The 23,849-nt window shown below is 58.8% G+C and carries 22 protein-coding genes; 8 read left to right on the top strand and 14 right to left on the bottom strand.

All coding sequences use genetic code 11. From position 1 onward, the window contains the following. Nucleotides 1–100: 100 nt before the first annotated feature. Together AC24GY_RS01335 and AC24GY_RS01330 are read right to left on the bottom strand one after the other, a co-directional pair. A complete protein-coding gene (locus AC24GY_RS01335) occupies nt 101–1,495 on the bottom strand; it encodes a DUF1501 domain-containing protein (protein ID WP_487679635.1) in 1,395 nt (464 codons plus the stop codon). A gap of 4 nt (nt 1,496–1,499) precedes the next feature. Then, nucleotides 1,500–3,515 (bottom strand): DUF1553 domain-containing protein, encoded by a 2,016-nt coding sequence (locus AC24GY_RS01330; RefSeq protein WP_487679633.1) that lies wholly within the window; start codon nt 3,513–3,515, stop codon nt 1,500–1,502. Nucleotides 3,516–3,618: 103 nt separating this feature from the next. Here AC24GY_RS01330 and AC24GY_RS01325 point away from each other — a divergent pair, with 103 nt between their 5' ends. Continuing rightward, a complete protein-coding gene (locus AC24GY_RS01325) occupies nt 3,619–4,524 on the top strand; it encodes a helix-turn-helix domain-containing protein (protein ID WP_487679631.1) in 906 nt (301 codons plus the stop codon). A gap of 3 nt (nt 4,525–4,527) precedes the next feature. Here AC24GY_RS01325 and AC24GY_RS01320 read toward each other — a convergent pair whose 3' ends face one another. Further along, a complete protein-coding gene (locus AC24GY_RS01320; RefSeq protein WP_487679629.1) occupies nt 4,528–5,979 on the bottom strand; it encodes a Gfo/Idh/MocA family protein in 1,452 nt (483 codons plus the stop codon). Nucleotides 5,980–6,050: 71 nt separating this feature from the next. On the opposite strand from AC24GY_RS01320, the gene AC24GY_RS01315 reads away from it, so the two are divergent. Then, nucleotides 6,051–7,004: a threonine dehydratase gene (locus AC24GY_RS01315; RefSeq protein ID WP_487680147.1), complete on the top strand. Its 954-nt coding sequence runs from the start codon at nt 6,051–6,053 to the stop codon at nt 7,002–7,004. Between the two features lie 122 nt (nt 7,005–7,126). On the opposite strand, the gene AC24GY_RS01310 is transcribed toward AC24GY_RS01315, so the two are convergent. From AC24GY_RS01310 to AC24GY_RS01295, 4 genes are all read right to left on the bottom strand, one after another. Then, complete coding sequence (locus AC24GY_RS01310; protein WP_487679627.1) at nt 7,127–8,968, bottom strand: CocE/NonD family hydrolase; 1,842 nt, start codon at nt 8,966–8,968, stop codon at nt 7,127–7,129. 4 nt (nt 8,969–8,972) lie between these two features. Beyond that, complete coding sequence (locus tag AC24GY_RS01305; protein WP_487679625.1) at nt 8,973–9,932, bottom strand: TlpA family protein disulfide reductase; 960 nt, start codon at nt 9,930–9,932, stop codon at nt 8,973–8,975. Between the two features lie 178 nt (nt 9,933–10,110). Beyond that, nucleotides 10,111–11,058: a TlpA family protein disulfide reductase gene (locus tag AC24GY_RS01300; RefSeq protein ID WP_487679623.1), complete on the bottom strand. Its 948-nt coding sequence runs from the start codon at nt 11,056–11,058 to the stop codon at nt 10,111–10,113. A gap of 46 nt (nt 11,059–11,104) precedes the next feature. Next, the gene (locus AC24GY_RS01295; RefSeq protein WP_487679621.1) at nt 11,105–12,559 is read right to left on the bottom strand and encodes a DUF1501 domain-containing protein; all 1,455 of its coding nucleotides are present in this window, start codon (nt 12,557–12,559) and stop codon (nt 11,105–11,107) included. 84 nt (nt 12,560–12,643) lie between these two features. Between AC24GY_RS01295 and AC24GY_RS01290 the strand changes: the two genes are divergently transcribed. The 4 genes from AC24GY_RS01290 to AC24GY_RS01275 are packed head-to-tail and all read left to right on the top strand — an operon-like array spanning nt 12,644 to nt 15,852. Then, nucleotides 12,644–13,372 (top strand): hypothetical protein, encoded by a 729-nt coding sequence (locus AC24GY_RS01290; protein WP_487679619.1) that lies wholly within the window; start codon nt 12,644–12,646, stop codon nt 13,370–13,372. Continuing rightward, nucleotides 13,369–14,397, top strand: a complete 1,029-nt coding sequence (locus AC24GY_RS01285) for an alginate O-acetyltransferase AlgX-related protein (protein ID WP_487679617.1) — start codon at nt 13,369–13,371, stop codon at nt 14,395–14,397. Before AC24GY_RS01290 ends, AC24GY_RS01285 begins: the two co-directional genes overlap by 4 nt. A 13-nt stretch (nt 14,398–14,410) precedes the next feature. After that, complete coding sequence (locus tag AC24GY_RS01280) at nt 14,411–14,821, top strand: MauE/DoxX family redox-associated membrane protein (protein ID WP_487679615.1); 411 nt, start codon at nt 14,411–14,413, stop codon at nt 14,819–14,821. Continuing rightward, nucleotides 14,818–15,852 (top strand): threonine aldolase family protein, encoded by a 1,035-nt coding sequence (locus AC24GY_RS01275; RefSeq protein ID WP_487679613.1) that lies wholly within the window; start codon nt 14,818–14,820, stop codon nt 15,850–15,852. The genes AC24GY_RS01280 and AC24GY_RS01275 overlap by 4 nt, the downstream gene beginning before the upstream one ends. Before the next feature lie 6 nt (nt 15,853–15,858). Here the strand turns inward: AC24GY_RS01275 and AC24GY_RS01270 are convergent, their stop codons facing one another. The 7 genes from AC24GY_RS01270 to AC24GY_RS01240 all read right to left on the bottom strand — a co-directional run bounded on the left by AC24GY_RS01270 (nt 15,859) and on the right by AC24GY_RS01240 (nt 20,659). Next, the gene (locus AC24GY_RS01270; RefSeq protein ID WP_487679612.1) at nt 15,859–17,256 is read right to left on the bottom strand and encodes a hemolysin family protein; all 1,398 of its coding nucleotides are present in this window, start codon (nt 17,254–17,256) and stop codon (nt 15,859–15,861) included. Between the two features lie 20 nt (nt 17,257–17,276). Beyond that, nucleotides 17,277–17,528 (bottom strand): zinc ribbon domain-containing protein, encoded by a 252-nt coding sequence (locus AC24GY_RS01265; RefSeq protein ID WP_300932566.1) that lies wholly within the window; start codon nt 17,526–17,528, stop codon nt 17,277–17,279. 67 nt (nt 17,529–17,595) lie between these two features. Beyond that, on the bottom strand, nt 17,596–17,865 hold the full coding sequence (rpsN, locus tag AC24GY_RS01260; protein WP_395730845.1) for a 30S ribosomal protein S14: 270 nt from the start codon (nt 17,863–17,865) through the stop codon (nt 17,596–17,598). A gap of 195 nt (nt 17,866–18,060) precedes the next feature. Further along, entirely contained in the window at nt 18,061–18,843 is a 783-nt protein-coding gene (locus AC24GY_RS01255) for a thiazole synthase (RefSeq protein WP_487679609.1), read from the bottom strand. Nucleotides 18,844–18,952: 109 nt separating this feature from the next. Next, complete coding sequence (locus AC24GY_RS01250; RefSeq protein WP_487679607.1) at nt 18,953–19,201, bottom strand: hypothetical protein; 249 nt, start codon at nt 19,199–19,201, stop codon at nt 18,953–18,955. Between the two features lie 30 nt (nt 19,202–19,231). Beyond that, nucleotides 19,232–20,089 carry a chlorite dismutase family protein gene (locus AC24GY_RS01245; protein ID WP_487679605.1) on the bottom strand — a complete coding sequence of 286 codons (858 nt, stop codon included), beginning with the start codon at nt 20,087–20,089 and terminating at the stop codon, nt 19,232–19,234. A gap of 99 nt (nt 20,090–20,188) precedes the next feature. Further along, nucleotides 20,189–20,659 carry a hypothetical protein gene (locus AC24GY_RS01240; RefSeq protein WP_487679603.1) on the bottom strand — a complete coding sequence of 157 codons (471 nt, stop codon included), beginning with the start codon at nt 20,657–20,659 and terminating at the stop codon, nt 20,189–20,191. A 41-nt stretch (nt 20,660–20,700) separates the two neighbouring features. On the opposite strand from AC24GY_RS01240, the gene AC24GY_RS01235 reads away from it, so the two are divergent. Together AC24GY_RS01235 and AC24GY_RS01230 are read left to right on the top strand one after the other, a co-directional pair. Beyond that, a complete protein-coding gene (locus AC24GY_RS01235; RefSeq protein WP_487679601.1) occupies nt 20,701–22,182 on the top strand; it encodes an outer membrane protein assembly factor BamB family protein in 1,482 nt (493 codons plus the stop codon). 425 nt (nt 22,183–22,607) lie between these two features. Next, entirely contained in the window at nt 22,608–23,750 is a 1,143-nt protein-coding gene (locus tag AC24GY_RS01230; protein WP_422322173.1) for an efflux RND transporter periplasmic adaptor subunit, read from the top strand. Nucleotides 23,751–23,849: the final 99 nt, after the last annotated feature.

Raw genomic sequence — 23,849 nt, 5'->3', positions numbered from 1 at the left:
AGCGGGCAGCGGCGGCTTTTTGAAAGGTCGGCAAGACCAATCCAAACGTGCCGCACAGGCCATTTGATCAAACAAAAGCAATCGCGACGCAGTTGGCAGCTTACGCCAGTGCCCGGGTGATCACCCGCCGGTCCTCGACGCCGGTGAGGCGTTGGTTGAGTCCCTGATGCAGGTAGCTGAGGCGTGAGTGGTCGATGCCCATCAAGTGCAGGATCGTCGCGTGCAGGTCGCTCACGTGACAGCGGTCTTCGACGGCCTTGAAACCGAGTTCGTCGGTGGCACCGATGGCCTGGCCACCCTTAACGCCTGCTCCGGCCAGCCACATGGAGAAGCCATGCCAGTCGTGGTCACGGCCCGGCTTGCCCACGCCTTCGCTGGTCGGGGTGCGGCCAAACTCACCGCCCCAGACGAGCAGTGTTTCGTCCCACAGGCCGGTGCGTTTGAGATCCGCGATCAGCGCCGCGATGGGCTGGTCGGTTTCACCGGCGTGCAAAGTGTGATTGGTGATGCAGTCGTTGTGACCGTCCCAAGTGTCCTCAATATGGCCGCCGCCGGAGTAAAGCTGGATGAAACGCACACCTTTTTCGATGAGCTTGCGTGTGATGAGGCACTTGCGGCCAAAGTCTGCGGTGAGCTTGTTGTTGAGACCGTACATCTCACGTGTGGCTGCGTCTTCGCTGTCAAGATCGACCACGCTCATCGCTTCGGTTTGCATGCGATAGGCCAGCTCGTAGGACTCGATGCGCGCCATCAGTTCCGTCTCTTCGGGATGCCGCTTGAGATGTTCTTCATTCAAGGACTTGAGGAGATCGAGACTGCGCCTCTGGGTGCGGTCGCTGGTGCCTTCGGGTGTGGCGAGGTCAAGCAAAGGCGAGCCGCCGCTGCGGAACAAGGTGCCCTGATACGCCGCTGGCATGTAGCCTGCGGTCCAGTTCGATGCACTACCGATGGGACCGCCACGCGGATCGGTCATCACCACGAATCCCGGCAAGTCTTGATTGGCTGTGCCGAGACCGTAATTGAGCCATGAGCCAAGGCAGGGCTTGCCGATGAAAATGCTGCCCGTGTTCATCTGCAAGCAGCCGGAGGCATGCGCTGCTGTGTCAGCATGCATGGAGCGGATCACGCAGAGGTCGTCTGCATGCATGGCGGTATGTGGAAAGAGGCTGCTGATTTCAAGGCCGCTCTGACCGTGCTTCTTGAACTCAAACGGCGACTGCATCAGGTGACCTACTGCGCGACCGTTGGAGCCCACCTTCGCATCGCCATGATAAGGCATGCCGTGGTATTTCTTGAGCGCCGGTTTTGGATCAAACGTGTCCACCTGGCTGGGGCCGCCGTTCATGAAAAGGAAGACGCAGTGCTTCGCTTTGACTGGAAAATGCGGGCGCTTTTCTGAGAGGGGGGATTCCGCCATTAAATCAGCCAGCGCCAGTCCGGCAAAGCCGCCAGTGGCACGCATCAAGTATTCGCGTCGTGTGAGAGGGCGGTTCATCGTCTTACTCGGGATAAACAAACTCGTTCAGATTCAAAATCACGCGGCAGGCCTGCTCCAGCGGCTGGTCTTGCAGAAAGGTGCGCATCTTCGCCAGTTCATCAGGTGCGGGATTGCGGCAAAGGGCGAGCTTCCAGGCGAGGGTGATCTGCTTTTCAGGATCATTGCCTGCTTCATGGCGCAAGCGGGTGGCAAAGTGCTGTGCCTGCTGGTTGACGAATTCCCCGTTGAAGAGGCTCAGCGCCTGCGGCGCGACCGTGGTGACCTGACGCTGCGGGCAGCTGCTGACGGTGTCGGCGAGGTCGAGGGTTTCGAGCATGGGGATGACGAGGCCGCGCTTGATGAAGGCATAGATGCTGCGGCGCGAGGCTTCCCGTTCTTCGGAGGTCTGCCAGACTTTTTCCTTGTCGGTGTTGGCTTCGAGCGCGGCCTTGGGAATGCCGGGCTTCATCGCCGGGCCGAAACGCTTCGGATTGAGCTGGCCGCTGACGGCGAGCATGGAGTCGCGGATGGCTTCGACTTCGAGGCGGCGGTAGCGCATGAGCGAGTTCGACGATTTGCTCATCTGCCACGCACGGCTTGTGAGGATGAGGCGGTGCAGCTTTTTCAGCGACCACCCAGCCTCATGCATGAACCAGTGAGCGAGCCAGTCGAGCAGTTCAGGCTGTGCAGGAGCGGCACCCATAAGACCGAAATCGTTCGCAGTGGTCACAAATCCCTGTCCGAAGTGCTGCTGCCAGACGCGATTTACGATTACTCGGGCCGTAAGCGGATTTTGCTCACTGGCGATCCATTGCGCGAGACCGAGGCGGCGCTGCGTGGTTTTGTCGTTCGGTGCTGGAAATGAGGGCTGCTGTTTGACGAGAATGGCAGGCACCGCAGGTTCGACGAGATCGCCGAAACGTGTGGGTGAACCACGCACGAGCACATGCGTCTCCGGTGCTTTTGCGGTTGGTTCACTCCAGGCGTAAACCTCCGCTCCATCAACAGGCACGGTCAGCTCTGTACGACCTTTGGCTGGACGCTTGAGAGGATTAAACACAGCCACGAGGCTGTAGTAGTCGCGAGTCGCCAGCGGCTCGAACTTGTGATCATGGCAGCGTGCGCAGCCGATGGTGAGACCGAGGAAGGCCTGCCCGGTGGTGCTGACAATGTCGTCGAGCTGATCATAGCGATCCGCCGCAGGATCTGCGGGCTCGTCGTCCCAATGCCCGAGGCGCAGAAAGCCGGTGGCAATGACGGACGCGAGGGAGCGATCCGGCAGTTCGTCACCCGCGAGCTGCTCCAAAACGAAGCGATTGAAGGGCTTGTCCTGATTGAGTGACTCGATGACGTAATCACGATAGCGCCAGACGAAGGGCTTCTCCGCATCGCGCTCGTAGCCGTTGCTGTCGGCGTAGCGCACCACATCCAGCCAGTGGCGAGCCCAACGTTCACCGTATTCAGGGCGTGTGAGCAGGTCATCGATAACGGCGTTGAGATCACCGGATTTGGCGAAACGCTCCTGCTCTTGAATCGTCGGAGGTAGACCGGTGAGATCAAGGTGCACGCGGCGGAGCAGCGCCAGCGGATTCGCATGAGGCGCAGCCTCGCGTTTGCCGAATACGAAGGCGTCAATCGGATGAGCAAAGGCAGACGCAGGCAGTGGTGGACTCTGCACGGGTTGGAATGACCAGTGCTCGGAAGGCTTCTTTGGAATCACTTCATCCTTTGGAAAGGGCGCACCGTCCGCGATCCACTGCCGCAGCAGTACGATCTGCTCTGCGCTCAAACGTTTGCCTTCCGGCGGCATGCGCTCGTCTTCATCCGTGGAAGCGATGCGTTCGAGCAAATCATGGTGAACCTCTTTTTGAATCAAAGCGCCGGCATCGAGCCGCAGATCACCTTTTTGCTTCACGGTGCCATGGCAGGAAATGCAGCGCTCCTTGAGCAAGGGCTTGATGTCTTTCACATAGTCCGCCGCCATGACGGGCAACACGAATGCATACGCGCCCAGCACTGCGAGGAACGCAGATGGCATGGGAATGCAGCGATGAAGTTCAGGCGGGCGCATGGTGTGGCATAGACTGTCTGACATACCCATACGGGCATTCCACCGTTCTCTAAATTGAATGTTTGACCTCATGCATGTAGATTTTGACATGGCCGAGGAGCGCGATCCCAATCTCTACTTCAACATTCCAGGTCCCTGGAACATGAACGCGACGCGGCCCATGCACTGTGATCTGGGGCAAATCGTTTACGCGGGAACCAAGTGGAACAGCCAGGCCACTTATGCGCATGCACCGCCACCGCATTACCTGCGCCCCACGCCGCACTACCTGCTGGTTTTGACACTTGAGGGCATGGCGGATTACATGGACGACACGGGCGTGCGCTGTGCGCTGCAGCCCGGCACGCTGGTGTGGTCAAAGCCTGGCATCAATCAAAGCTACGGCCCTCAAGAGGGCGAGCGCTGGAGTGAGCTGTTCCTGTGGTTCAATGGCAGCATCTTCGATGCCTGGCAGTCTGCCGGATACCCCGGAGATCGCAGCCGCGTGCTGGAGCTCAGCCCCCTGCCCTACTGGACGAACCGGCTGCGCCGTATCCTCGAACCACCACCGGATGCGCCCCATGAGACGGCTCTGTCACGCCTCTGCCACTTCCAGCAGTGGCTGGCCGATGCTCTTCAATTTGATGCCTCACAGCACCAGACGACGGAGACCCTGCAGTGGCGGGAGACAGCAGAGCGCATGCTGGCAGACGGCAAACTGGGAGCGCCATCGCTGGAAGAAATCGCGGCTTCTCTGGGCATGTCCTACAGTGCTTTTCGGAAACGCTTTGTGCAGTTGACTGGCAAAAGTCCTGGCGAATTCCGTGCGGACGCGATTGTGCTGCGTGCGTGTTCCAGGCTGCTGGAGAGCAGCCACACGCTGGCCCAGATCGCGGGTGATCTCGGCTTTCATGACGCGTTCCATTTCTCGCGGCGCTTCAAGCAGGTGGTGGGGATGTCGCCGAAGGATTTTCGACGGCAGCACACGCTGAGGTGAGGATCACACTTCCGGCAGTTCAAATCCGGCGGCGTATTCCTCCTGTGCCAGCTTGTTGGCCTCAGCGGCAAACTCGCCGGTGAAAACCTCTTTGACCGGATCGAAATCGAGCCATGGGCCGACGACCACCTGCTCGACTTCCGTGTTGATTTGATTCGCGGCAAGCGTGGCGAGCATGTCTGCAAAAATGGCCTGGCCGAACTTATCTCCCTGCAGACGCTCTTTGATCTCCTCGTTCTTCATGGCTTTGCCAAGGCGGTAGGAAGTGTTCGCAAGGTTCGCCAGTGCGGCGGCCTGCTGACCGTGGCGGATGTGCAGCACGTCCTTGGTGTATTTACCGGCGCGCACGGAATCGATGAAGTTTTTCATGTGATCCGGGCCGGTGAGGAAGTTCTCAAATTTCGTGATGGTCTTGCCCTCGTTGTCGTACGCCTTGGACTCCGCGACGTAGCCGCCTTCACAGTGGATGATGTTACCGGTGCGGATGCCCTTGTAGGGCGGTTCGCCGGTTTTTTGATCCATGTTCTTTGTGGGCAGGCCAAACATGTCCATGAGCAGAGGCACGGGCTCATAAGGGTGGAAGGCGAGCTGGCAGTTCGCCGTCTGGCCGTCATCCACATAGCCCCAGCGATGGCCGAGGCTCATCACACGCTGCGGCAGCGTGGCGGGATCGTTGAGCGCCCAGCGGGCCACGTCATACTGATGCGGCCCCTGATTGCCGATGTCGCCGTTGCCATAGGGCCACTGCCAATGCCAGTCGTAGTGGAACTGCTTGCGCATGATGGGCATCTCAGGGCGCGGAGAAGACCACAGCTTGTAATCCACCGTGGCGGGCGGCGGCTGGGCGGCATCCACCTTGTCAATGCTGAGGCGCAGACCGTGGACGAGCGCATGGGAGAGCTTCTTTTTACCGATGTGGCCTTCATTCACCCATGCCATCGCAGCAGCCCAGCCGAGGTCGGAGCGGCGCTGCATGCCGTGCTGCACGATGATGCCTTTCGCTGCTGCTTTGGTGGCAGCCGCCATGAGCTTGCTGCCTTCAATGAGATTGTGGCAGACGGGTTTTTCCACATAGACGTGCTTGCCATGCTGCAAGGCCGTGAGCGCGATGAGCACATGGCTGTGGTTTGGCGTGGCGATGGTCACGGCATCGATGTCCTTGTCCGCGCAGCACTCGCGGAAGTCACGGTAGGTTTTGACGGTGATGTTCTGCTTGGCTAGCTCGGCCACTTTCTTGTCCACGACGGCGGAATCGACATCGCACAGGGCCACCAAGCGCACGCCGGGAACTTTGAGCAGTTCCTTGATATGGCCGCCGCCACGACCACGAAAACCGATCACCGCGACACGCACATCTCCGTTGGCCCCGAGCGGCGCTGCCCAGGCGGGCATGGAAATGGCTCCGGCAAGGGAGGTCTGAAGGAAACGACGACGGGAAGTGGCAGGCGTGTTCATGGTGCCGCTCATAACGTCGGCTGCGGGCTTGCCTTTTCGGAGTTCGTGCCTAGCCATGAAAGATGGAGCCACTGCCGACCCTCAGCGAAATCGAAGCCGCCAAGGCGCTCATTCGCCCCCACATTCACGAAACACCGGCGTACCGCTGGCCTCTGCTCGAAGCGGGCCAAAGCTGCGATCTGTGGTTGAAGCATGAAAACCACACGCCCGTTGGGGCCTTCAAAATTCGCGGCGGGCTGGTCTATATGGACGAGCTGAAACGTCAGCAGCCGGAGGTGCGCGGGGTGATCGCGGCGACGACGGGGAATCATGGGCAGTCGATTGCGTTTGCGGCGAGGCTGAACGGCCTGCGTGCGGTGATCGTGGTGCCGCATGGAAACAATCCAGAGAAGAATGCTGCGATGAAATCGCTGGGTGCGGAGCTGGTGGAGCATGGGCGGGAGTTTCAGGAGGCGCTGGAGTACTCGCGTGAGCTCGCCGTGAAGGAAGGGCTGCATGCGGTGCCGTCATTTCATCCGTGGCTGGTACGGGGTGTGGCGACGTATGGGCTGGAGCTGTTTCACGCGGTGAAGGATCTGGATGTGGTGTTTGTGCCGATCGGGCTGGGGTCTGGATTCTGCGGTGTTACGGCGGCAAGGGAGGCGCTGGGATTGAAGACGAAGATCATCGGCGTCGTATCCGAACATGCCCCGGCGTATGCCTTGTCGTTTCAGCAGCGGCAGTTTGTCGAACAAACGAGCATGACGCGAGTGGCGGAGGGAGTGGCCTGCAAAACGCCGAACCGGGATGCGCTGGAGCATGTGATGCGTTATGCCCATGATATCGTCACAGTAAGTGATGATGAGACCGTCACTGCGATGCGTGAGATCATTCAGGGAACGCATAACATCGCCGAAGGCGCGGGCGCTCTGGCGTATGCTGCGCTGAAGAAGCAACGCGACACATGGCAGGGCAAACGTGTGGCGTGTGTGCTCACGGGCGGGAATGCGAGCATGAGCATCCTGCGCGAGGCGCTGGGAGTGTGACGCAGCGCGGAGCGTCTTGGAGTGCGCCGGTCCTCCGGCGCTTTCGAACGTTCCATGGCCAGCGAAAAGCTCCAGAGGACTGGAACACTCCAGGACGCTGGCGCGCACTCGATTACCCAGACCTACGGCTTCACCAATGGCAGCACGATGTGGGAGGGGTGCTCGCGGTCGAAGTGAATGGTGTTCGTGGCGATGACCGTGCGGCGATGCTGCTGGAGAGGCTCGCCGGTGTTGGGGTTCACGTCGAAGCGGGGGAAGTTGCTGCTGCTGATGTCGACGCGGATGCGGTGGCCTTTTTTGAAGACGTTGCTAGTGGGGTAGAGCTTGACGGTGAAGGGATAAACCTTGCCGGGCTGCATGAGCTTTTCTTCCTGCAGTGAATCACGAAAGCGGGCGCGGACGATGCCGTCGGCCAGATTGAGATCAAAGCCGTGCGGCCAGTCGGCGCTGGATGGATACACATCGATCAACTTGGCGGTGAAATCCGTGTCCAGGGCGTCGGAGGAAGCCCAGAGTTTGACTTCGATCTCGCCAGTGATTTCGGTGTCTTCGGCTAGCGGTGCTGTTTGGAACACCAGCACATCACTGCGGGCGGACAGCGGGATGGGCTTGGTCCAGTTCCAGAATTTGTCACTGCCACGCTGATCCCACGCACCCTGCTGCATGATGCCGTCTCCGGAAGAAATGTTGCCGCCGAGCGTGGGCACCGGGTTCTTGGGGTCAAAAGCATAGGTCACGGATGCGCGCTCGTCCTTGGGCTTCGCGTCACTCAGCAGGCCTTCGGCATGCAGATAGAACGGGGTGGGTTTCATTCGCGCCAGAGGCCATTCGTTTTCATCACGCCATTGTCCACCGTGATTGAGCAGGCCGTCCTTGGTCTTGCTGCCATCTCCTGTGCCCATGACGAAGATGCGCACTTTTTTGGCGAAGGGAGCGGCCTTGCCGACGCTGTTGTCGATGCCCTTCATCCAGTGATCAAACCACTCCTTGCGCCATGCAAGCTGGTCCGCAATGGCCGCATCGCCGCCAAACTCCACCTGCCCATGTGCTGATTTGTTCTGCGCGCCGTGAATCCATGGGCCCATGATGAGATAGACATCGCTCTTGAGCGTCTTCGACAGCGCCTGAAAATTCGCCGAGGTGTTGCCGGCCCATGAGTCATACCAGCCGCCGACCAAATAGACCGGCATGTCTTTGTAGCGCGAGGGATCAGCCAAAATATTGTTTTGCCGCCAGAAGGCATCATCCTTGCCGTGGCGTATGGCCTGGATGAGCCAGTCCTCATATTCAGGGGCGAGCTTCAGAGGCGTTGAGCCGGGGCGCAACGGCAGCAGGGAGAGGTAATCCCAGCGATGGTCCGCCATTTCCTTGAGCTCGTTCTGAGTCGCAGGATCAAGCGCCGCATTGCTGCCCTTGCCGGCATTGAGCATGATCCAGTTCCAGAAGCGCATCTCAAACGCACCCGCATTGCGCATGCTCTGCCGTCCCATGTTGGACACGGCATCCACCGGGATGACGGTGGTGAGCTGCGGCACTTTTTCCATGGCCATCGCGTGTTGAGTACCGCCGACATACGAGGTGCCCACCATGCCGATCTTGCCATTTGCCCAAGGCTGTGCGGCGATCCATGCGGCGCAGTCGGCACCATCCACGCCATCATCGGTCATCCAGTGCCAGACGCCCTCGCTGGCATAGCGCCCACGAGTATCCTGTGCCACAAACGCATAGCCGTGCGCCGCAAAGTACTCACCGAAACTTTTCGCGCCGTCCTTGTTGTAAGGCAGACGCGTGAGGATGACAGGCAGCTTTTCGGCGCTGCCCGCAGGCAGGTAAACATCCGTGGCGAGCTTCACGCCATCGCGCATCGCCACCATGACGTTCTTTTCGACCTTAACGCCCGATTCCTGGGCATGAAGCAACGAAGCAGCCAGCAGGACCGCCATGAATACGGGACGATGGATCATGATCTTACTCCGCGAGAAGTTTGGTCACCTGTGCTTCCAGACCGCCGCGTGCATTGGTGCTCACAACCATGCCCTTCTTATTGAGCAGCCACATGGCAGGGATCGAATTGATGCCGTATTTGGAGGAGATCTCGTTCTGCCAGCCTTTGCCATCAAAGTACTGCGGCCATTCCATGCCTTTCTCCTTCACAAAGGCCTCCAGTTCAGCCTTATCGCTGTCGAGCGAGATGCCCACAATTTCAAACCCCTTCGGGTGCAGTTCCTTGTAGGCCTTGAGCACGTTCGGCAGTTCGGCCACGCAGGGCCCGCACCAGGTGGCCCAGAAGTCGATGAGCACCACCTTGCCCTGAAGTTTTGACACATCCACTTCACGACCGTCCACGGCGGTGAATTTCAATTCAAGCGGCTTGGTCTTCAAGTCGGCGGCCGCCTTGACACTCTTGATCTTGCCTTCCACCACCTTGTTCATCTTTTCAGCGGGATAATCTTTCAGATGCTTTTCCGCTTTCGCCAGCCATGCGGCGGCGTCCCCTTCAGAGCTTTCGGCGGCGTCGGCTGCCTCCATGACGCTCATCAAGCTGGCCTGCGATTTGGTTGCAGGTTTGGCGTCTGCGGCGTTGAGAATATCTTCAAGACTGACGGCTTTCTTTTCAGGAGCAGGGACCCCTGCGACTTCACGCGCACGTCCGACCATCATCTCAAACAAGGCGGCATCCCAGCGGGAGGGATTTTCCGGCGCGACCTTCATGGCCGCCGCATGAGCGGAATCGAACTCAGTCAGCCCCTTTTTCAGCAGTGCGATCGCTTCATCCCGCGATTGCGGCTTGTCCTTCGGATTTTTGAGACTTTCGACAATCTCATTCACTTTTTGCCATTCAGCATCGCCATTGGCAGCATGAAGGAATGAAGAGACGGCCAGGACCAAAGTCGTGACCCCAATGCGGAGAAGGCGATGCGCGTTCATATGCAAACCTAAACGGGAGACCGCAGCCTCACCAATCTTTTCACGCGAAGATTTCCATCACGGCTTCCCCTCTCAACTCCTGTCACGCCTCGCCAGGATGACACTTCCCTCAATCTGAAAGGCGGCCTCCACGGCAAGGCGAATGACTCCGATGAATGCGGCACGTGCCATCATCATGTTATTCAGCCAGCAGTTTCTTCACCTTCTCCTCCAGCCCCTCAAAGGCAGTCATGTTCACGACCACGCCCTTCTTGTTCAGCAGCCACATCGTGGGGATGGATTCGAGATTGAACTTGAGGAACAGCTCGTTCTCCGGGCCTTTGCCATCGAAGTACTGCGGCCATTCGACGCCTTTGTCTTTCAGGAAGGCCTCGAGTTCTGCTTTGTCGGCATCGAGCGAAACACCAATGACCTCAAATCCCTTCGCATGCTGCTCTTTGTAAATTTTGAGGACCGTCGGCAGTTCCTCGACGCAGGGCCCGCACCAGGTGGCCCAGAAGTCGATGAGGACGACCTTGCCCTGCAGCTTGCTCACATCCACCGCACGACCGTCCACGGCTGTGAACTTCAGGCCCAGCGGCTGGGTCTTGAGATTCACCTCCTGCAGCTTGACCTCCACCATCTTGTTGAGCTTTTCCTCCGGGAAAGCCTTCAGGTGCTTCTCCGCCATGGCGACCCACGCAGCAGCGTCGCCCCCGGGAGCAACAGCAGAGTCAGACGCGAGCATGACCTGCGTCAGACTGGCCTGTGATCTCGTCTCGGGCTTTGCATCCGCTGCTTTAACAATGTCGTCCAGGCTGATGGCTTCCTTCTCAGGCGCAGGGACGCCGGCAAGCTCACGCACATGCCCGAGCATCGCTGCAAATAGAGCCACATCCCAACGGGCAGGATTGGTGGGCGCCGACTTCATAGCTGCGGCATAAGTGGCATCAAAATCCGTCAGGCTGTGCTTCAGCATCATGCGCGCCGTTTCACTCGTCTGGGGATTCTCCTTGGGATTCCGGATGCCTTCGATGATGTCATTGACCTTCTTCCACTCGTCATCGCCATCGGCGGCATGGATGGATGAGGAAACAGCCAAGACGAGAGTCGTGACACTGAGGCAGAAAAGGCGGAGAGCTTTCATGAAGAAGGGAGAGCCTAAACGGATGAAATCCACGCCACCAATCTTTTTACGCGAAGATTTCCGTCACGGCTTTTCCTTTGCCGTCTTCAGTCACGTAGAAGGGGCGGCCTTCGATTTCGAATTCCGTCTTCGGACTGATGCCCATGGCCGTCATGATAGTTGCATGCAGGTCCATGACACTGACCGGATTTTTGGTGGCAATGAGAGGGCGTTCATCGGCGGTTTCGCCATAGAGGTGGCCTTTCTTCACGCCACCACCGAACATCACCACGCTGGTTCCGCCGGTGAAATGGCGGTGCAGGCCGTAGTGCTTCATCTCGCTGAGCGTATCGACTTTGAAGGTGGTCTGATCGTTCGCGGTGGAGCCGGGCTTGCCTTCCATGAGCGCATCGCGGCTGAACTCGCTGGCAATGACGATGAGCGTACGGTCCAGCAGGCCCTTTGCCTCCAGATCACGCACGAGCTGCGAGATTGGCAGGTCAATCTCCTTGTGCATGGCGTCCACGGTGGTGTGGCCGTCTTTGTGCGTGTCCCATTGGAAGAAGGGCACGTACTCGGTGGTCACCTCGACGAAACGTGTGCCCGCCTCGACCAATCGGCGGGCAAGCAGGCAGCCACGGCCAAAGCGGCCGGTGTCATACTTGGCGTAGCTCTCCTTCGGCTCCAAGGTGATGTCGAAGGCCTCGCGCTCCTTGGCACTGAGCAGGCGGTAGGCGTTGTCCATGCTACGCAGCATGGACTCCTGCTGGTAGTCGCTCATAAACTCACGCTGCGGGCTTTGATCGACGAGCTTGCGAAAGAGGCGGTCGCGGTTGGCGAAACGATTCGCATCCATGCCCTTCGGTGGTTTTACGGACTGCGCGGCTTCTTCAGGAAACGGCAGGTTCATGGGGCCGAATTCGCTGCCGAAAAATCCGGCGGTGGTGAAGGCCTTCAGCTCTTCGCTTTCGCCCACCCCTTCGAGCCGCTGCCCGATGTTGATGAAAGCAGGCATCACGGCATTACGCGGACCGAGCACCTTGGCCATCCATGAGCCGATGTGCGGGCATGCCACTGTCTGCGGCGGCACGTAGCCGGTGTGCCAGTGATACTGGTGCCGCGAGTGCAGAATGCTGCCGAGGTCGGGCTGCACTGCGCTGCGGATCAGCGTGGCGCGGTCCATCACCTTAGCGATGTTTTCCAAGCCCTGGCAGATTTTGATGCCATCCACGTTGGTATTGATGGCGGGAAAGGTGCTGAGCATGCGCTTGACCTCCAGACCCTTCTCGAAGGGCAGGTAGCGCTTTGGGTCAAAGGTGTCAGGTGCGGCCATGCCACCGGCCATCCAGAGCAGAATGCAGGCGTCGGCTTTCGCGGGGGGGTGAGTGACCTTCTCTCCCGTTTTCGCCCAGATGGCCTGCGGTGCGCCGGTCATCCACGCAGCCGTGCCTGCAGCCGCGAGCTTCTTTAGGAAATCGCGACGGATGAGGTGCTCGGGGAGGGTGGAATCGATGTCGTGCATGACAGTACTCAAACGCAGCAACAAGCGCTTCACTGACGTAATTTTCCACTTCCTCTGCCATCTTGGATCAATCCCCAAGATTCCATGATTGACGGGCGTCTTGCTATCGCCATCTCCATACTTGTGCTGACCAGTCTCCACCATCTGCTGTTTGTGCTTCTGCCTGTCGCTCTGACGGTGCGCCTGTGCGTCAAACCACGACCGGCCGCGCATGACGTGGCGAATGGAATCGCGCGCTTTTGCCTGGGAATCGGCAAATGGGTGCTGCTGGTCGATCCGCTGTGGCATCTCGCGACGATGACTTTCCGGGGCGGACCGGAAAGCCTGGGCACCAGCGTGGCGTGGATGGGATTTCTGGGGCTGCTGCTCAGCCTGCATTTCGCCTTCACCTCCGCTGGTGATGTGATCGCCGGACTAGGCGGCATGTTGGGTTTCAAGGTGGCGGAACCGGTGCAGGAGGTGCTGACGCTGCGGCGCTTCACGCGGGGAAACTGGCTGCGACTGATTGTGCTCCTGCTGGTCATCACCGTGATAGGAGCACTGGTGCAAACGGCTTCGTTCGGTGACACCTGGCTGCATTTGAAGGCGCTGTTCGCACCTCCGACGCGGACGATTCCCACGCTGATTCAGCAGGCGCGTGTGCGGACGGATTTTCATGTGCTCACGATTTTTGCGGCACTGGTCTGCCTCATCGGCCTGCCGCATTCGCGCGATTTTCTGCGCGAGCCGGCTCCGTGGAAGGCGACAATCTGCCTTCTCATTTTCACCTTTGCCGTGGCGATGCTCTGGACGCATGCCGCCCCCATGTCATGAAACCGACGCTTCCCCGAATCGACCCTGCGAAGCGGACCGTGGTGCCGCCCGACCCGGAACTGAGCCCCAAGGCAGCGCGGAACATCATCCGTGTGTTTGCCCTGATGCTGGCCGTGCCGCTGCTGTTTGAAGCTGCGTCATGGTTCACGTCTTCCAAGACCAATCTGGCGGCGGCAACGGTGCGCAGCGGATTGCAATGGCTGCTGATGCATGGCCTGAATGAAGGCAACAAAAACGTCTATCTCGGGCGTGAAGGCTGGCTCTTTGACCAGCGTGAACTCGACCGTCTGGCACATGCCAGACGCCCAGCCAACGACCTGCAGTCCGGTTTGATCAAGCTGGCATCACAGCTGAAGGCTCAGGATACGACACTGCTGGTGATCACGATTCCAGACCGTGCCACGATGTACCCGGAACAAATCCGCCCCGGCCGCTATCTGGACGTGGTGCGTTTGAAAGGTGAGGCGGGCCGACTGGCTGATTTGAAAGCGGCGGGCGTCAATCTGCTGGACATGACGGAGCCGCTTTGGGAATTCCGTGACAGGCAGCCGGTGTTCTTTTCGCATGACAGTCACTGGACCCCGGAGGCCATGAAGGCGGTGGCCCTGGCGGTGTACAAGCATGTGCATGAAAAGCTGCCACGTCTGAGCAGCCCGGAGACGCCCGTGATCAATGCCAAAATTCTTGATCGCACCGACCCCGGTGATCTGGCGCGCCAACTCGATCCACTGCATGCCGCCAAGCTGCTGGGTGAGGAAGAGGCGAACCTGGTTTCCATCCAAGGCTTCCCACCGAGCGACAAATCCCCCATCGTCCTGCACGGCGGTGAATTGATGCGTGTGTACGATGATGCGCAGCTCAGCTTTGGCGGGGGCGGTCAGGCGCCGGAGGCTGGTTTTGCCACTCAGCTTGCCACTTTGCTGGGGCGCCCACTGGACGTCCGGGGTATGCTGGTGCCGGGAGAAAGCTACGAAGACAAGAAGCTGGTCATCATTTTGTTGCCGATGGCGGAACTGGTGCCGTAAGTTTGGCGAACCCATGCTGCGACTTCTCCTTCATTTCTTTTTCGGCGGCGTCTTTGTTTATGCGGGGATTCTGAAGGTGGCGGATCCGATGTCCTTTCTCGATGACATCCGCAGCTTCGATCTGCTGGGAGATCCCTGGGCCGCATGGCTGGCCATGGGCCTGCCGTGGCTGGAAATTTTCGCCGGGCTGGCGGTCATGAGCGGCCTGCTGCGTTCCGGCGGCCTGCTGATCTTGAATGGATCGCTGGTGGTTTTTCTGGCGACCATCAGCATCTCATGGTGGCGCGGCATCGACATCCGCTGCGGCTGCTTTGGGCACGCGGATGCCACCTCCAACTACCGCGACCTCATCCTGCGCGATCTGCTGCTGCTGCTCGCAGGGATCGTACTTGCATGGCACGGGAAGCCGAAAGCAAAAGCATGAGCGCTGAACTGAAATACCACTTCGCCTCCGACAACACGTCCGGCATTTGTCCCGAAGCCTGGCAGGGGCTGGAAGAGGCCAACGCAGGCTATCAACCCAGCTATGGGGCCGACTCGACCACTGCCGAGGCCTGCGAAATGTTCCGGCGCTTCTTCGAGACGGACTGCGATGTGTACTTTGTCTTCAACGGCACGGCGGCGAACTCGCTCTCGCTCGCCACGCTGTGCCAGAGCTACCACAGCATCATCACCGCGCAGGAGGCTCATGTGGAGACGGACGAATGTGGTGCGCCGGAGTTTTTCAGCCACGGCTCGAAGATCCTGCTGGCCCGCAGTCCGCTGGGGAAGCTCGACCCCGCTGATGTCGTTCGTCTGGCGACCAGCCGCAGCGACGTGCATTTTCCGAAGCCACGGGCCCTGAGCATCAGCCAGAGCACAGAGCTGGGCACGGTGTACCGCCCGGGCGAGGTCAAGGGCCTTGGCGCTGTCGCGAAACAGCATGGCCTGTCGATTCACATGGATGGTGCGCGGTTTTTCAATGCGCTGACCGGATTGAATTGCGCGCCCGCTGACATCACCTGGCGAGCCGGGGTGGACGTGCTGTGCTGCGGCGGCACGAAGCTTGGCATGGCGGTGACGGAAGCCGTGGTGTTTTTCAACAAGGAGCTGTCCCAGGAGTTTGCCTACCGCTGCAAGCAGGCGGGGCAGCTTTGCTCCAAGATGCGCTTCATCTCGGCGCAGTGGCTGCGCATTTTGAGTGATGAAACCTGGCGCAGGCATGCGCAAAACGGCAACACCCTGGCCAGACGCCTCTCAGATGCACTCGGCCATCTGCCGGGTGTACAGATTCTCTACCCGGTGGATGCCAATGCCGTGTTTGCCAAGCTGCCGGACCGGATGAAGGAGGGCCTCAAGGAGCGGGGCTGGGTTTTCTACAGCTTCATCGGCGGCGGTTCACGCCTGATGTGCTCATGGCGTACCACGGAGGCGGATGTGGATGCCTTCGTCGCGGATGCGGCTGCTTTCGTGTGAGCCGTCTTACACGCCTTCTGGCGCAGCATCAGCCGCTGCGGCTTCTTCCGCCACGGTGGAAAGGCGCTTGAAGTGCAGCTGCAGCACACGCCGGAGGTCCGCCTTGGTGGTGGTCACCTCATACTCTTCAATGACCACTTTTTCGCCCACCTTGGGCAGATGGCCAAGGAGATGCGTGACGTATCCGCCGATGGTGGTGACTTCGTCGCTGTCGAGATCAATGCCGGTCTGATCGGCCAATTCGTAGAGGTTGTAGGTGCCTTCGACGGTGAACTCGTTGTCGTTGATGCGACGGAACTCGCTGACTTCATGGTCGAATTCGTCCTGAATATCGCCCACGATTTCCTCCAGCACGTTGTCCAGCGTCACAATGCCGACGGCACCGCCGAATTCATCCACGGCAAGGGCCACGTGCACGTGTTTGTCGAGGAAGAAGCGCAGCAGCTTGTCGATGGGCATCATCTCCGGCACCATCTGCAGCTCGCGTTTGATCTTGCGCAGATCCGGCTGCGGTTTGCCGATGAGGCTGAGCAAATCTTTAATATGAATGGTGCCGATGGCGTGGTCGAGATGCCCTTCCACAAGCGGATAGCGCGTGTGCTTGGAATCGATGGCGATCTTGAGATTGGCCTCAAAGGTTTCATCCGCATCGAGCGAGACGACCTGGTTGCGCGGCGTCATCACATCCCGCACGCAGCGATCATTGAGGGCGAGGGCATTGAGAAGGATGTCCTTCTCAGTTTCGGTCACTTCCTTGGATTTCTGGCTTTCGGCCACGATGTGGCGCAGCTCTTCTTCAGAGTGGGCGATCTCGTGCTCGGAAACGGCCGTGATGCCCAGGAAGCGGAGGACGAGGTTGGTGCTGGCGCTGAGAATCCAGATGGCCGGCTTCAGCAGGATGTAAAACAGGTGCAGCGGGCGCGCGATCAGCAGCGCGGTTTGCATGGATTTGCGGATGGCGACCACCTTTGGCGTCTGCTCGCCAAGCACGACGTGCAGGAAGGTGACGATGGCATAGGCGATGCCGATGGACGTCCAGCGGATCACCGTCTCGTTGACGATGCCCATTTTAAACAGCATCGGCTGCACGACGACAGCGACAAACGGCTCGCCGAAAATCCCCAGCGCGATGCTGGTCAGTGTGATGCCCAGCTGCCCGGCGGAGAGGTAGGCGTCCAGATTGCGCGTCACGGTCTGCGCAAATTTGGCACCGCGCATGCCGTCTTCGATGGCGGCCGTGAGCTGGCTGTCCCTGACTTTGACGATGGCAAACTCAGCCGCCACAAAGAAGGCGTTGAGCAGTACGATGACCAGCACAATCACAGCCTGCCAGAAGACTTCACCAGCGGTGAAACTCCACTCGCGAACGAGTTCAGCAGAGGCATTGGCGAGCAAAGGAGTCATGGAGCGGCGCGATCAGGCGTTCACAGCTTCTCGTAATTTCCATCGCATCGTTTTTCGAGGATGGTGAAGCCGGCGGCCTTAGCGTCGGAAACTGAGAGGGGTTTGGTGATCTTCGGCGTGTTAAAACCGGAAATGAGTTTTTTGACCGGCTGCCTGCACAGAGGGCATGCCTCCAGCGCAGGCCTGCTGAGCGGACGGCGCAGATCAAAGCCTCTGCGGCAAGCAGGGCATCCTTTTTCAGGGTCGTCAGCGATGTAGGAGTAGGTAGGCATCAGAGAAGAACGCACCGCCTCCCCCATGCAGCCAGAAAAATTTCCGGCTGCAAGTTCGGACGGAATTCTACCAGCTGGACTTCGTCACCCCGGGGATCATTCCTTGGGAGGCGAGTTCGCGGAAGGTCATACGGGACATCTGGAAGCGGCGAATGAACGCGCGACGACGGCCGGAAACGCGGCAGCGGTTGATGAGACGTGTCGGGCTTGCATCACGTGGAAGCATGGAGAGACCGACGAAGTCGCCTTTCTCCTTGAGTTCTGCACGGAGTTTAGCGTACTTTTCGACGGTTTTACGTTTGCGCTTGTCGCGCTCGAGCCAGCATGTTTTTGCCATAGGGGCGTGGAGTCTGCCCCAAAGCGCTCCATTCGCAAGAAAAAATTTCTACTAGCGAACGCTCTATTTCACGCTAAATCCCCAACCATTATGGTCATCTTTACTGGAATGTGTCTTGCAGCCGGTCTGCTTTTCTGCGGCGTCATCGCTTTCACCTACCTGGTGAAAGGCTGAATTAGCCCTTTTCAAAGCTGCTTACTGGTAGAGAAAAGTCGTCAGCGGGCTGGTGGCTGAAGCCTCTGCTGCGCCCTCGCTCAGGCCGATTTCATAGGCGCTGCGTCCTGCTTCCACAGCCATTTTGAAGGCTTTGGCCATCCGGACTGGGTCGGCTGCCACGGCAATGGCCGTATTTACCAAGACGGCATCCGCCCCCATCTCAAATGCCTCGGCAGCGTGGCTGGGTGCCCCAATTCCGGCATCCACCACCACCGGCACTGTGGCCTGGGTGATGATGATTTCGATCTGACGACGCGTCGTGATACCCTGATGCGAGCCGATGGGCGAACCCAGCGGCATGACCGTAGCCGTGCCCACATCCTGCAGACGGCGGGCCAAAACGGGGTCGGCATTGATGTATGGGAGGACGATGAAACCCTCCTTCACGAGAATTTCAGCCGCCTTGAGCGTCTCGATCGGGTCTGGCAGCAGGTAGCGGGGGTCAGGATGGATCTCCAGCTTCACCCAGTTGGGCAGCCCCGCCGCCACGGCCAGGCGGGCCAGACGCACCGCCTCCTCCGCATTCATCGCACCGCTGGTGTTTGGCAGCAACAGGACGTTCTTGGGGATGAAATCGAGGATGTTGGCAAAGGGATCCCCCTTGCCGGTCAAATCCGCCCGGCGCAGTGCCACGGTCACGATCTCTGTCTCCGAGGCCACGATGGCATCCCGCATCAGCTCACCGCTGGCGAATTTGCCCGTCCCCATCATGAGGCGGGAGTTGAACTGACGATTGGCGATGGTGAGGGGCAGATTTGGCACAGGAAGTGAGAGATGCACCCAATCTCGCCTCACGCAAGCATCACCCGCTGCAGCAGCTCACCTGTCGCAGGTTCAATTTCAGTCTTATTTGCGAGATCAACCGTGACTCTCATGGCCGGGCGGCTCTGCGGGCCCGGAGTCGGCTTGCGACTTCCTCCAAGGGTATGGCGCTGCTTTCGCCTCGTTCCAAAGCTGCTTTGAGTTTTTCAAGCAGCTCCCACGGCCAAGGGATGGCCTCCCATTGGCCGCTTTCGCCTTCTACACGAAGAACCTCGTCCAGCAGCAAGCGATCCTCCCTCGAGAGCTCGTCGATGCGGCCTTTGATCTCGGCGACCGGGGCTGGAAGCGTGGCTGTCATGCAGGGAGGATAGTTTCTGAATCGCTAAAATCAACTCAGCATCACCCGCTGCAGCAGCTCACCAGTCGGTGGCTGGATGCCGATGTAGAAGTCGCCAAATTCGCCATACTGGGTGGTGACTTCATCAAAGCGCATCTCATAGACGATGCTTTTGATCTGGAACATGTCGTGCGCGAAGAGCGTCACACCCCACTCGTGGCTGTCGAGGCCGGTGGAGCCGGAGATGAGCTGGCGCACCTTGCCGGCGTATTTGCGGCCCGTCTTGGCGTGGCCGCCCATGAGTTCACGACGCTTGGCAAAATCGTTGGCATACCAGTTTGCGCCCACGCTGCGACGCTTGCTCATCGGGTAGAAACAGAAGACCTGCCAGTCGGGCATGTTCGGATAGAGGCGGTCATTGAAATATTTCGTCATGTGGCCCTTCCATTCCGCCACACGCTTGTCGAAGGCCTCCGTGCCGGGAGTCAGGTTTTCCGCTTTCTCGATCTGCGCCTTGAACTCTTCTTCGCTCTGTGAGTACTCGGTCCACTCCGTCATGGAAAGATAGCTGTAGGCAGGCGTCAGCACATCAGGGCCCAGAGCCAGAGTGATCTGCTTTTCAAAGCGCTGTGAGTCGTGCAAATCCGGCGTGATCAGCATGAAGCCCAGCTCCGACTTGGGCGACACCATGGCAAACGCGAGCAACTGCGTGCCGGGATGCTTGCGAATGGCCTCAATCGTGCGTGTGAAGTTCTCACGCCGCTCCTGGCGCTCTTCCGGCATCAGCGCCGCCCAGTAGCCATGATCAATGGTAAAAAACAGGTGCTGCACGACCCAGCCCTCCTCGGAAATCAGCGGTTTGGATTCAGCAGGGCCGTTGGACGTGGGGAAAGAGGTCGGAATGAGCATGAGGTTGGGTGGGGTTACACCCGTCACATACGCCGGAATTCAGGCGGCTCAACGGACGATCATTGGCTTTTGCTGTGCTTTATCGGTTCTTCCACAGCTTCAATCAGGATGGATCTCCAGCCTCCGGAGCATGGCCGCGAACCGGGGGCTTCCGCGCAAGATGGACGCCAGTCCAGCCAGCCAGAGCGCCAGCCCGAGAATCCAAGGCAGATCAGGATGTGAAGGAGGTAGTTGAATAATCGTGTGCCTGCCCTCAAACCAATGAACAGGTGCCACGATGATTTTTGAAAACATCGCAAACCCATCCGAGCTGCCGAATCCCATGCCGAATCCAACTAAATAGGTCAATACCGGAGGAATCCAGGAACGCGGCATGAGGCAGGCTAAAATGACCGGAAACACAGAGCAATAGCCGCCCCTCAGTAAAACCGTGGCGAGATCGAGCTCCCGTCCTCCCATCCCATTTCCCCAGAGTCCAAGAAGAAACCCAATGAGGCAGGCGGGAATACCTCCCACCACGAGCGCCACAAATTGGCGCTCATGCCAGGCAAGTTCACGCATGGGATTCATGAGAGTGGCGTTCTTCACAGCTGTGGCTAGCATGGCATGACATGAAAAATTCGTCGAGACTGTTTCTGCTACTTTTTGCCCTGAACGTCTGCTCTGCGCAGGAGGCGTTTGACCGGCTGACCTTTCATGCGGCGCCGAAGCCGCTGGCGGCAGAAGCGAAGACGAGCGACTGGCCGCGCGTGCTCGGCCCCACGAATGATGCCCACTCTCCTGAAACCCATCTGCTCAAGACCTGGGGCCAGAACGACCCGAAGCCAGTGTGGGAAGTTCAGATGGGTGAGGCCTACAACTCACCCGCCATCAGCGGCGACTTCTGTGTGATCTTCCATGCCCTGGAAGGCAAGGAAACCATCGAGTGCCTGCATCGTGAAACAGGGAAGCGGTTCTGGTCGCAGGATTACCCGATCTCGTACCAGGATCGCTATGGCTTCGGCAATGGACCGCGTGGCAGCCCGGTGATTGCCAATGGCATCGTCGTGACTTTCGGCGTGACTGCCGAGTTGCGCGCGTTCGATTTAAAAACCGGCAAGGCATTGTGGCAGCATGATCTGCGCAAAGAATACAACGTGCCTCAGGATTTCTTCGGAGCGGGCGGCACGCCGCTGATTCTCGACGGGCGCGTGATCGTGAATGTCGGCGGCAAAAAAGCCCTGATCGAAGACAACGAAGGAATGCGCGACCGTAAAACGAAGCTCGCGGAAGCAGGCGTGAGTGTGGCGGCCTTCGATTTGCAGAGCGGCAAGGTCGTGTGGATTGTCGAGGACTCCTGGGGCGCGAGCTATGCGTCTCCCGTTCCCGTCAAGCTGCATGGACAGACGAAGGTGCTCATCTATGCCGGTGGCGAGAGCGACCCGGCCACGGGCGGCCTCATGTGCATTGATCCCGCAAGCGGCAAACTGCATTCGAAATTTCCATGGCGCAGTGAGGACTACATCCAGGCCATTGGGACTTCCCCCGTCGTCATTCCGGAGAAAAACCGCGCCTTCATCACCACGGCGTATCCGAAGGGCCGCCCGCTCGGCGGTGCGATGGTCGAGTATGACGCGGAGTTTCAGGTGAAGGAAGTCTGGCAGTCCAGAAAGCTCGGCGTCCACTGGATGAACCCGGTGTATCACGACGGTCATCTCTATGCGATTGACGGCGAGACAGAGCCCAAGTCGCGCCTTGTCTGCGTAAATGCGGATACCGGTGCGGAAGTATGGGAACAGCACATCGAGTGGGAAGATGCTGAGTTTAGCAAGCTGACCGGACGTGCCAATCCCACCCGCCTCAGCATCCTGCGTGCGAGTTTGCTGAAAGCCGATGGTGCCTTCCTTTGTCTCGGCGAAACTGGTTCGCTGCACTGGCTCGATCTGACTCCGTCCGGGGCCAAAGTGCTGGCTCAAACCCAGCCGTTTTATGCGCTCAACACCTGGAGCCTGCCCGCGCTGAGTCACGGCCTGCTCTATATACGCCAACAGTCGCAGGATCTGCTGCATAAGTCAGGCCAACGGGTAATGGCCCTGGATTTGAGAGGTAAGTAAACCGTGCCCATACATGGACATGAGTCAGTGGCAAGGCACCGCTTACTGAGGAAAGCCGGGCCTCTGTAGCGAACTCTAACAAAATAAGTAGAGGCTGACACTACTCCGGTTTCAGCCGGCCTTGTTGAAAACATTTGAGTGCCATGCACCCGATGTTTTTCATCATCTTTAAATTCCTGCAAATGAGCAACTTGAAACGCGCATGTCAAAGCGCGTCAGGTGATGATCGGGCACTCTAAAAACAGCACCCCATCAATGATGGAGACATCTGTTGCTGCGGAGACCGGTTGTGCCCTAGCCAGCGCATATTGAGAGATGGCACGTCAAATGCTAGTGCTCTTGGATACCTGTTACAAACATCACATCAGATTCCAAAGTCATCAAATGCTGATGACAAAAGTCCGATGAAACCTAATGAAATCCCCATGAGCTCATATGCATACATCATCGCAAGATGTGCCGGATCGAAAGCAGTCATCTGCCTTTCGCTACTTCTGTTATTGAATTCCTGCAACGAAAGTGCCACCGCAACCGGTCATGAGGTTAAAAGAACCTTTCCTGTCACTTCCGCCGTGGTGATGGATGTGCCGAATGGCCAGGAGTACGTCGCAAGCATTCAGAACTCCAACTTCATTGAACTGGAAGCACGGGTAAGCGGCCGCCTCGAAAAAATCTCTGTCGACGAAGGCCAGCGGGTCACTGCAGGACAGCTGCTATTCACCATCAGCAGTCATTCCTATCAAGAGGAGGTGAAGCGGGCCAATGCCCGGCTCAAAAGCGCCCAGGCGGAGGCCAAGATGGCGGAGATAGATCTGCAGAACAATCAACTGCTGCTGCAGAAGAAAATCATCGCCACTTCAGAGTTGGAAATGGCCCAGGCAAGGCTGGACTCGGCCATGGCCAAAGTGGACGAGGCGAAAACCACGGTCGCCGATGCCGAGCGCAGACTCTCTTATGCCGAAGTGCGCGCGCCGTTTGACGGCATCATCAACCGGATCCGCAACAAAACCGGCAGCCTCGTGGCAGAAGGGGATCTGCTCACATCCATTTCCAATGACGGAGATGTTTACGCCTATTTCAATGTGTCCGAGCGTGAGTATCTGGAGCTGGCCAGGCGCAAGGACCTCGGTGTGCAGGGCAGTGTGGCGCTGGAGCTGGCCAACGGAGAAATCCATCCTTTCAAAGGCCGGATTGAAACCTGGGAAAGCGTGATTTCCAAAAGCACCGGAAACATCGCCTTCCGGGCCAGCTTCCCAAATCCCAACCATCTCCTCAAGCATGGTTCCAGCGGCAAGGTGATTGTGCAGTCGGAGCTGAAGAACGCCCTCGTAATACCGCAGAAATGCACCTTTGAAGTTCAGCATAAAACCTGCGTGTACATGCTCAACGCAGACAACAGCATTCAGCTGAGAAGCATCGACACGAAGCTGCGCCTGCCAAACCACTATGTGATCGACTCCGGCCTCCTGCCGACCGACCGCATCATCTTTGAAGGCATCCAGGTGGTGAAAGAAGGCGATGTGATAGCTCCTGACTTCAAAGCCCTGGCAGACGTCGCCCCGTTCTGATGCTGCCAGACTACCGGACAGCCAACAATAAACTGGTGGGGGATGCCGCTGTCAGACCTGACGGTCTCAGGCCTCTATCCCCATGCACCCAACCGATGA

Source organism: Prosthecobacter sp. Pr1, from assembly GCF_057652315.1.
Note: the sequence above shows the minus strand (reverse complement) of the source record. Positions and strands in the feature narration are given on the sequence as shown.

Coding starts and splice junctions, on each gene's coding strand:
- AC24GY_RS01335 (WP_487679635.1), bottom strand. CDS start 1,495: ATGAACCGCCCTCTCACACGACGCGAATACTTGATGCGTGCCACTGGC.
- rpsN (WP_395730845.1), bottom strand. CDS start 17,865: ATGGCAAAAACATGCTGGCTCGAGCGCGACAAGCGCAAACGTAAAACC.
- AC24GY_RS01250 (WP_487679607.1), bottom strand. CDS start 19,201: ATGACAGCCACGCTTCCAGCCCCGGTCGCCGAGATCAAAGGCCGCATC.
- AC24GY_RS01300 (WP_487679623.1), bottom strand. CDS start 11,058: ATGAAAGCTCTCCGCCTTTTCTGCCTCAGTGTCACGACTCTCGTCTTG.
- AC24GY_RS01280 (WP_487679615.1), top strand. CDS start 14,411: ATGCTGCGACTTCTCCTTCATTTCTTTTTCGGCGGCGTCTTTGTTTAT.
- AC24GY_RS01295 (WP_487679621.1), bottom strand. CDS start 12,559: ATGCACGACATCGATTCCACCCTCCCCGAGCACCTCATCCGTCGCGAT.
- AC24GY_RS01240 (WP_487679603.1), bottom strand. CDS start 20,659: ATGAATCCCATGCGTGAACTTGCCTGGCATGAGCGCCAATTTGTGGCG.
- AC24GY_RS01245 (WP_487679605.1), bottom strand. CDS start 20,089: ATGCTCATTCCGACCTCTTTCCCCACGTCCAACGGCCCTGCTGAATCC.
- AC24GY_RS01270 (WP_487679612.1), bottom strand. CDS start 17,256: ATGACTCCTTTGCTCGCCAATGCCTCTGCTGAACTCGTTCGCGAGTGG.
- AC24GY_RS01230 (WP_422322173.1), top strand. CDS start 22,608: ATGAGCTCATATGCATACATCATCGCAAGATGTGCCGGATCGAAAGCA.
- AC24GY_RS01275 (WP_487679613.1), top strand. CDS start 14,818: ATGAGCGCTGAACTGAAATACCACTTCGCCTCCGACAACACGTCCGGC.
- AC24GY_RS01305 (WP_487679625.1), bottom strand. CDS start 9,932: ATGAACGCGCATCGCCTTCTCCGCATTGGGGTCACGACTTTGGTCCTG.
- AC24GY_RS01325 (WP_487679631.1), top strand. CDS start 3,619: ATGCATGTAGATTTTGACATGGCCGAGGAGCGCGATCCCAATCTCTAC.
- AC24GY_RS01265 (WP_300932566.1), bottom strand. CDS start 17,528: ATGCCTACCTACTCCTACATCGCTGACGACCCTGAAAAAGGATGCCCT.
- AC24GY_RS01330 (WP_487679633.1), bottom strand. CDS start 3,515: ATGCCATCTGCGTTCCTCGCAGTGCTGGGCGCGTATGCATTCGTGTTG.
- AC24GY_RS01235 (WP_487679601.1), top strand. CDS start 20,701: ATGAAAAATTCGTCGAGACTGTTTCTGCTACTTTTTGCCCTGAACGTC.
- AC24GY_RS01310 (WP_487679627.1), bottom strand. CDS start 8,968: ATGATCCATCGTCCCGTATTCATGGCGGTCCTGCTGGCTGCTTCGTTG.
- AC24GY_RS01285 (WP_487679617.1), top strand. CDS start 13,369: ATGAAACCGACGCTTCCCCGAATCGACCCTGCGAAGCGGACCGTGGTG.
- AC24GY_RS01290 (WP_487679619.1), top strand. CDS start 12,644: ATGATTGACGGGCGTCTTGCTATCGCCATCTCCATACTTGTGCTGACC.
- AC24GY_RS01320 (WP_487679629.1), bottom strand. CDS start 5,979: ATGAACACGCCTGCCACTTCCCGTCGTCGTTTCCTTCAGACCTCCCTT.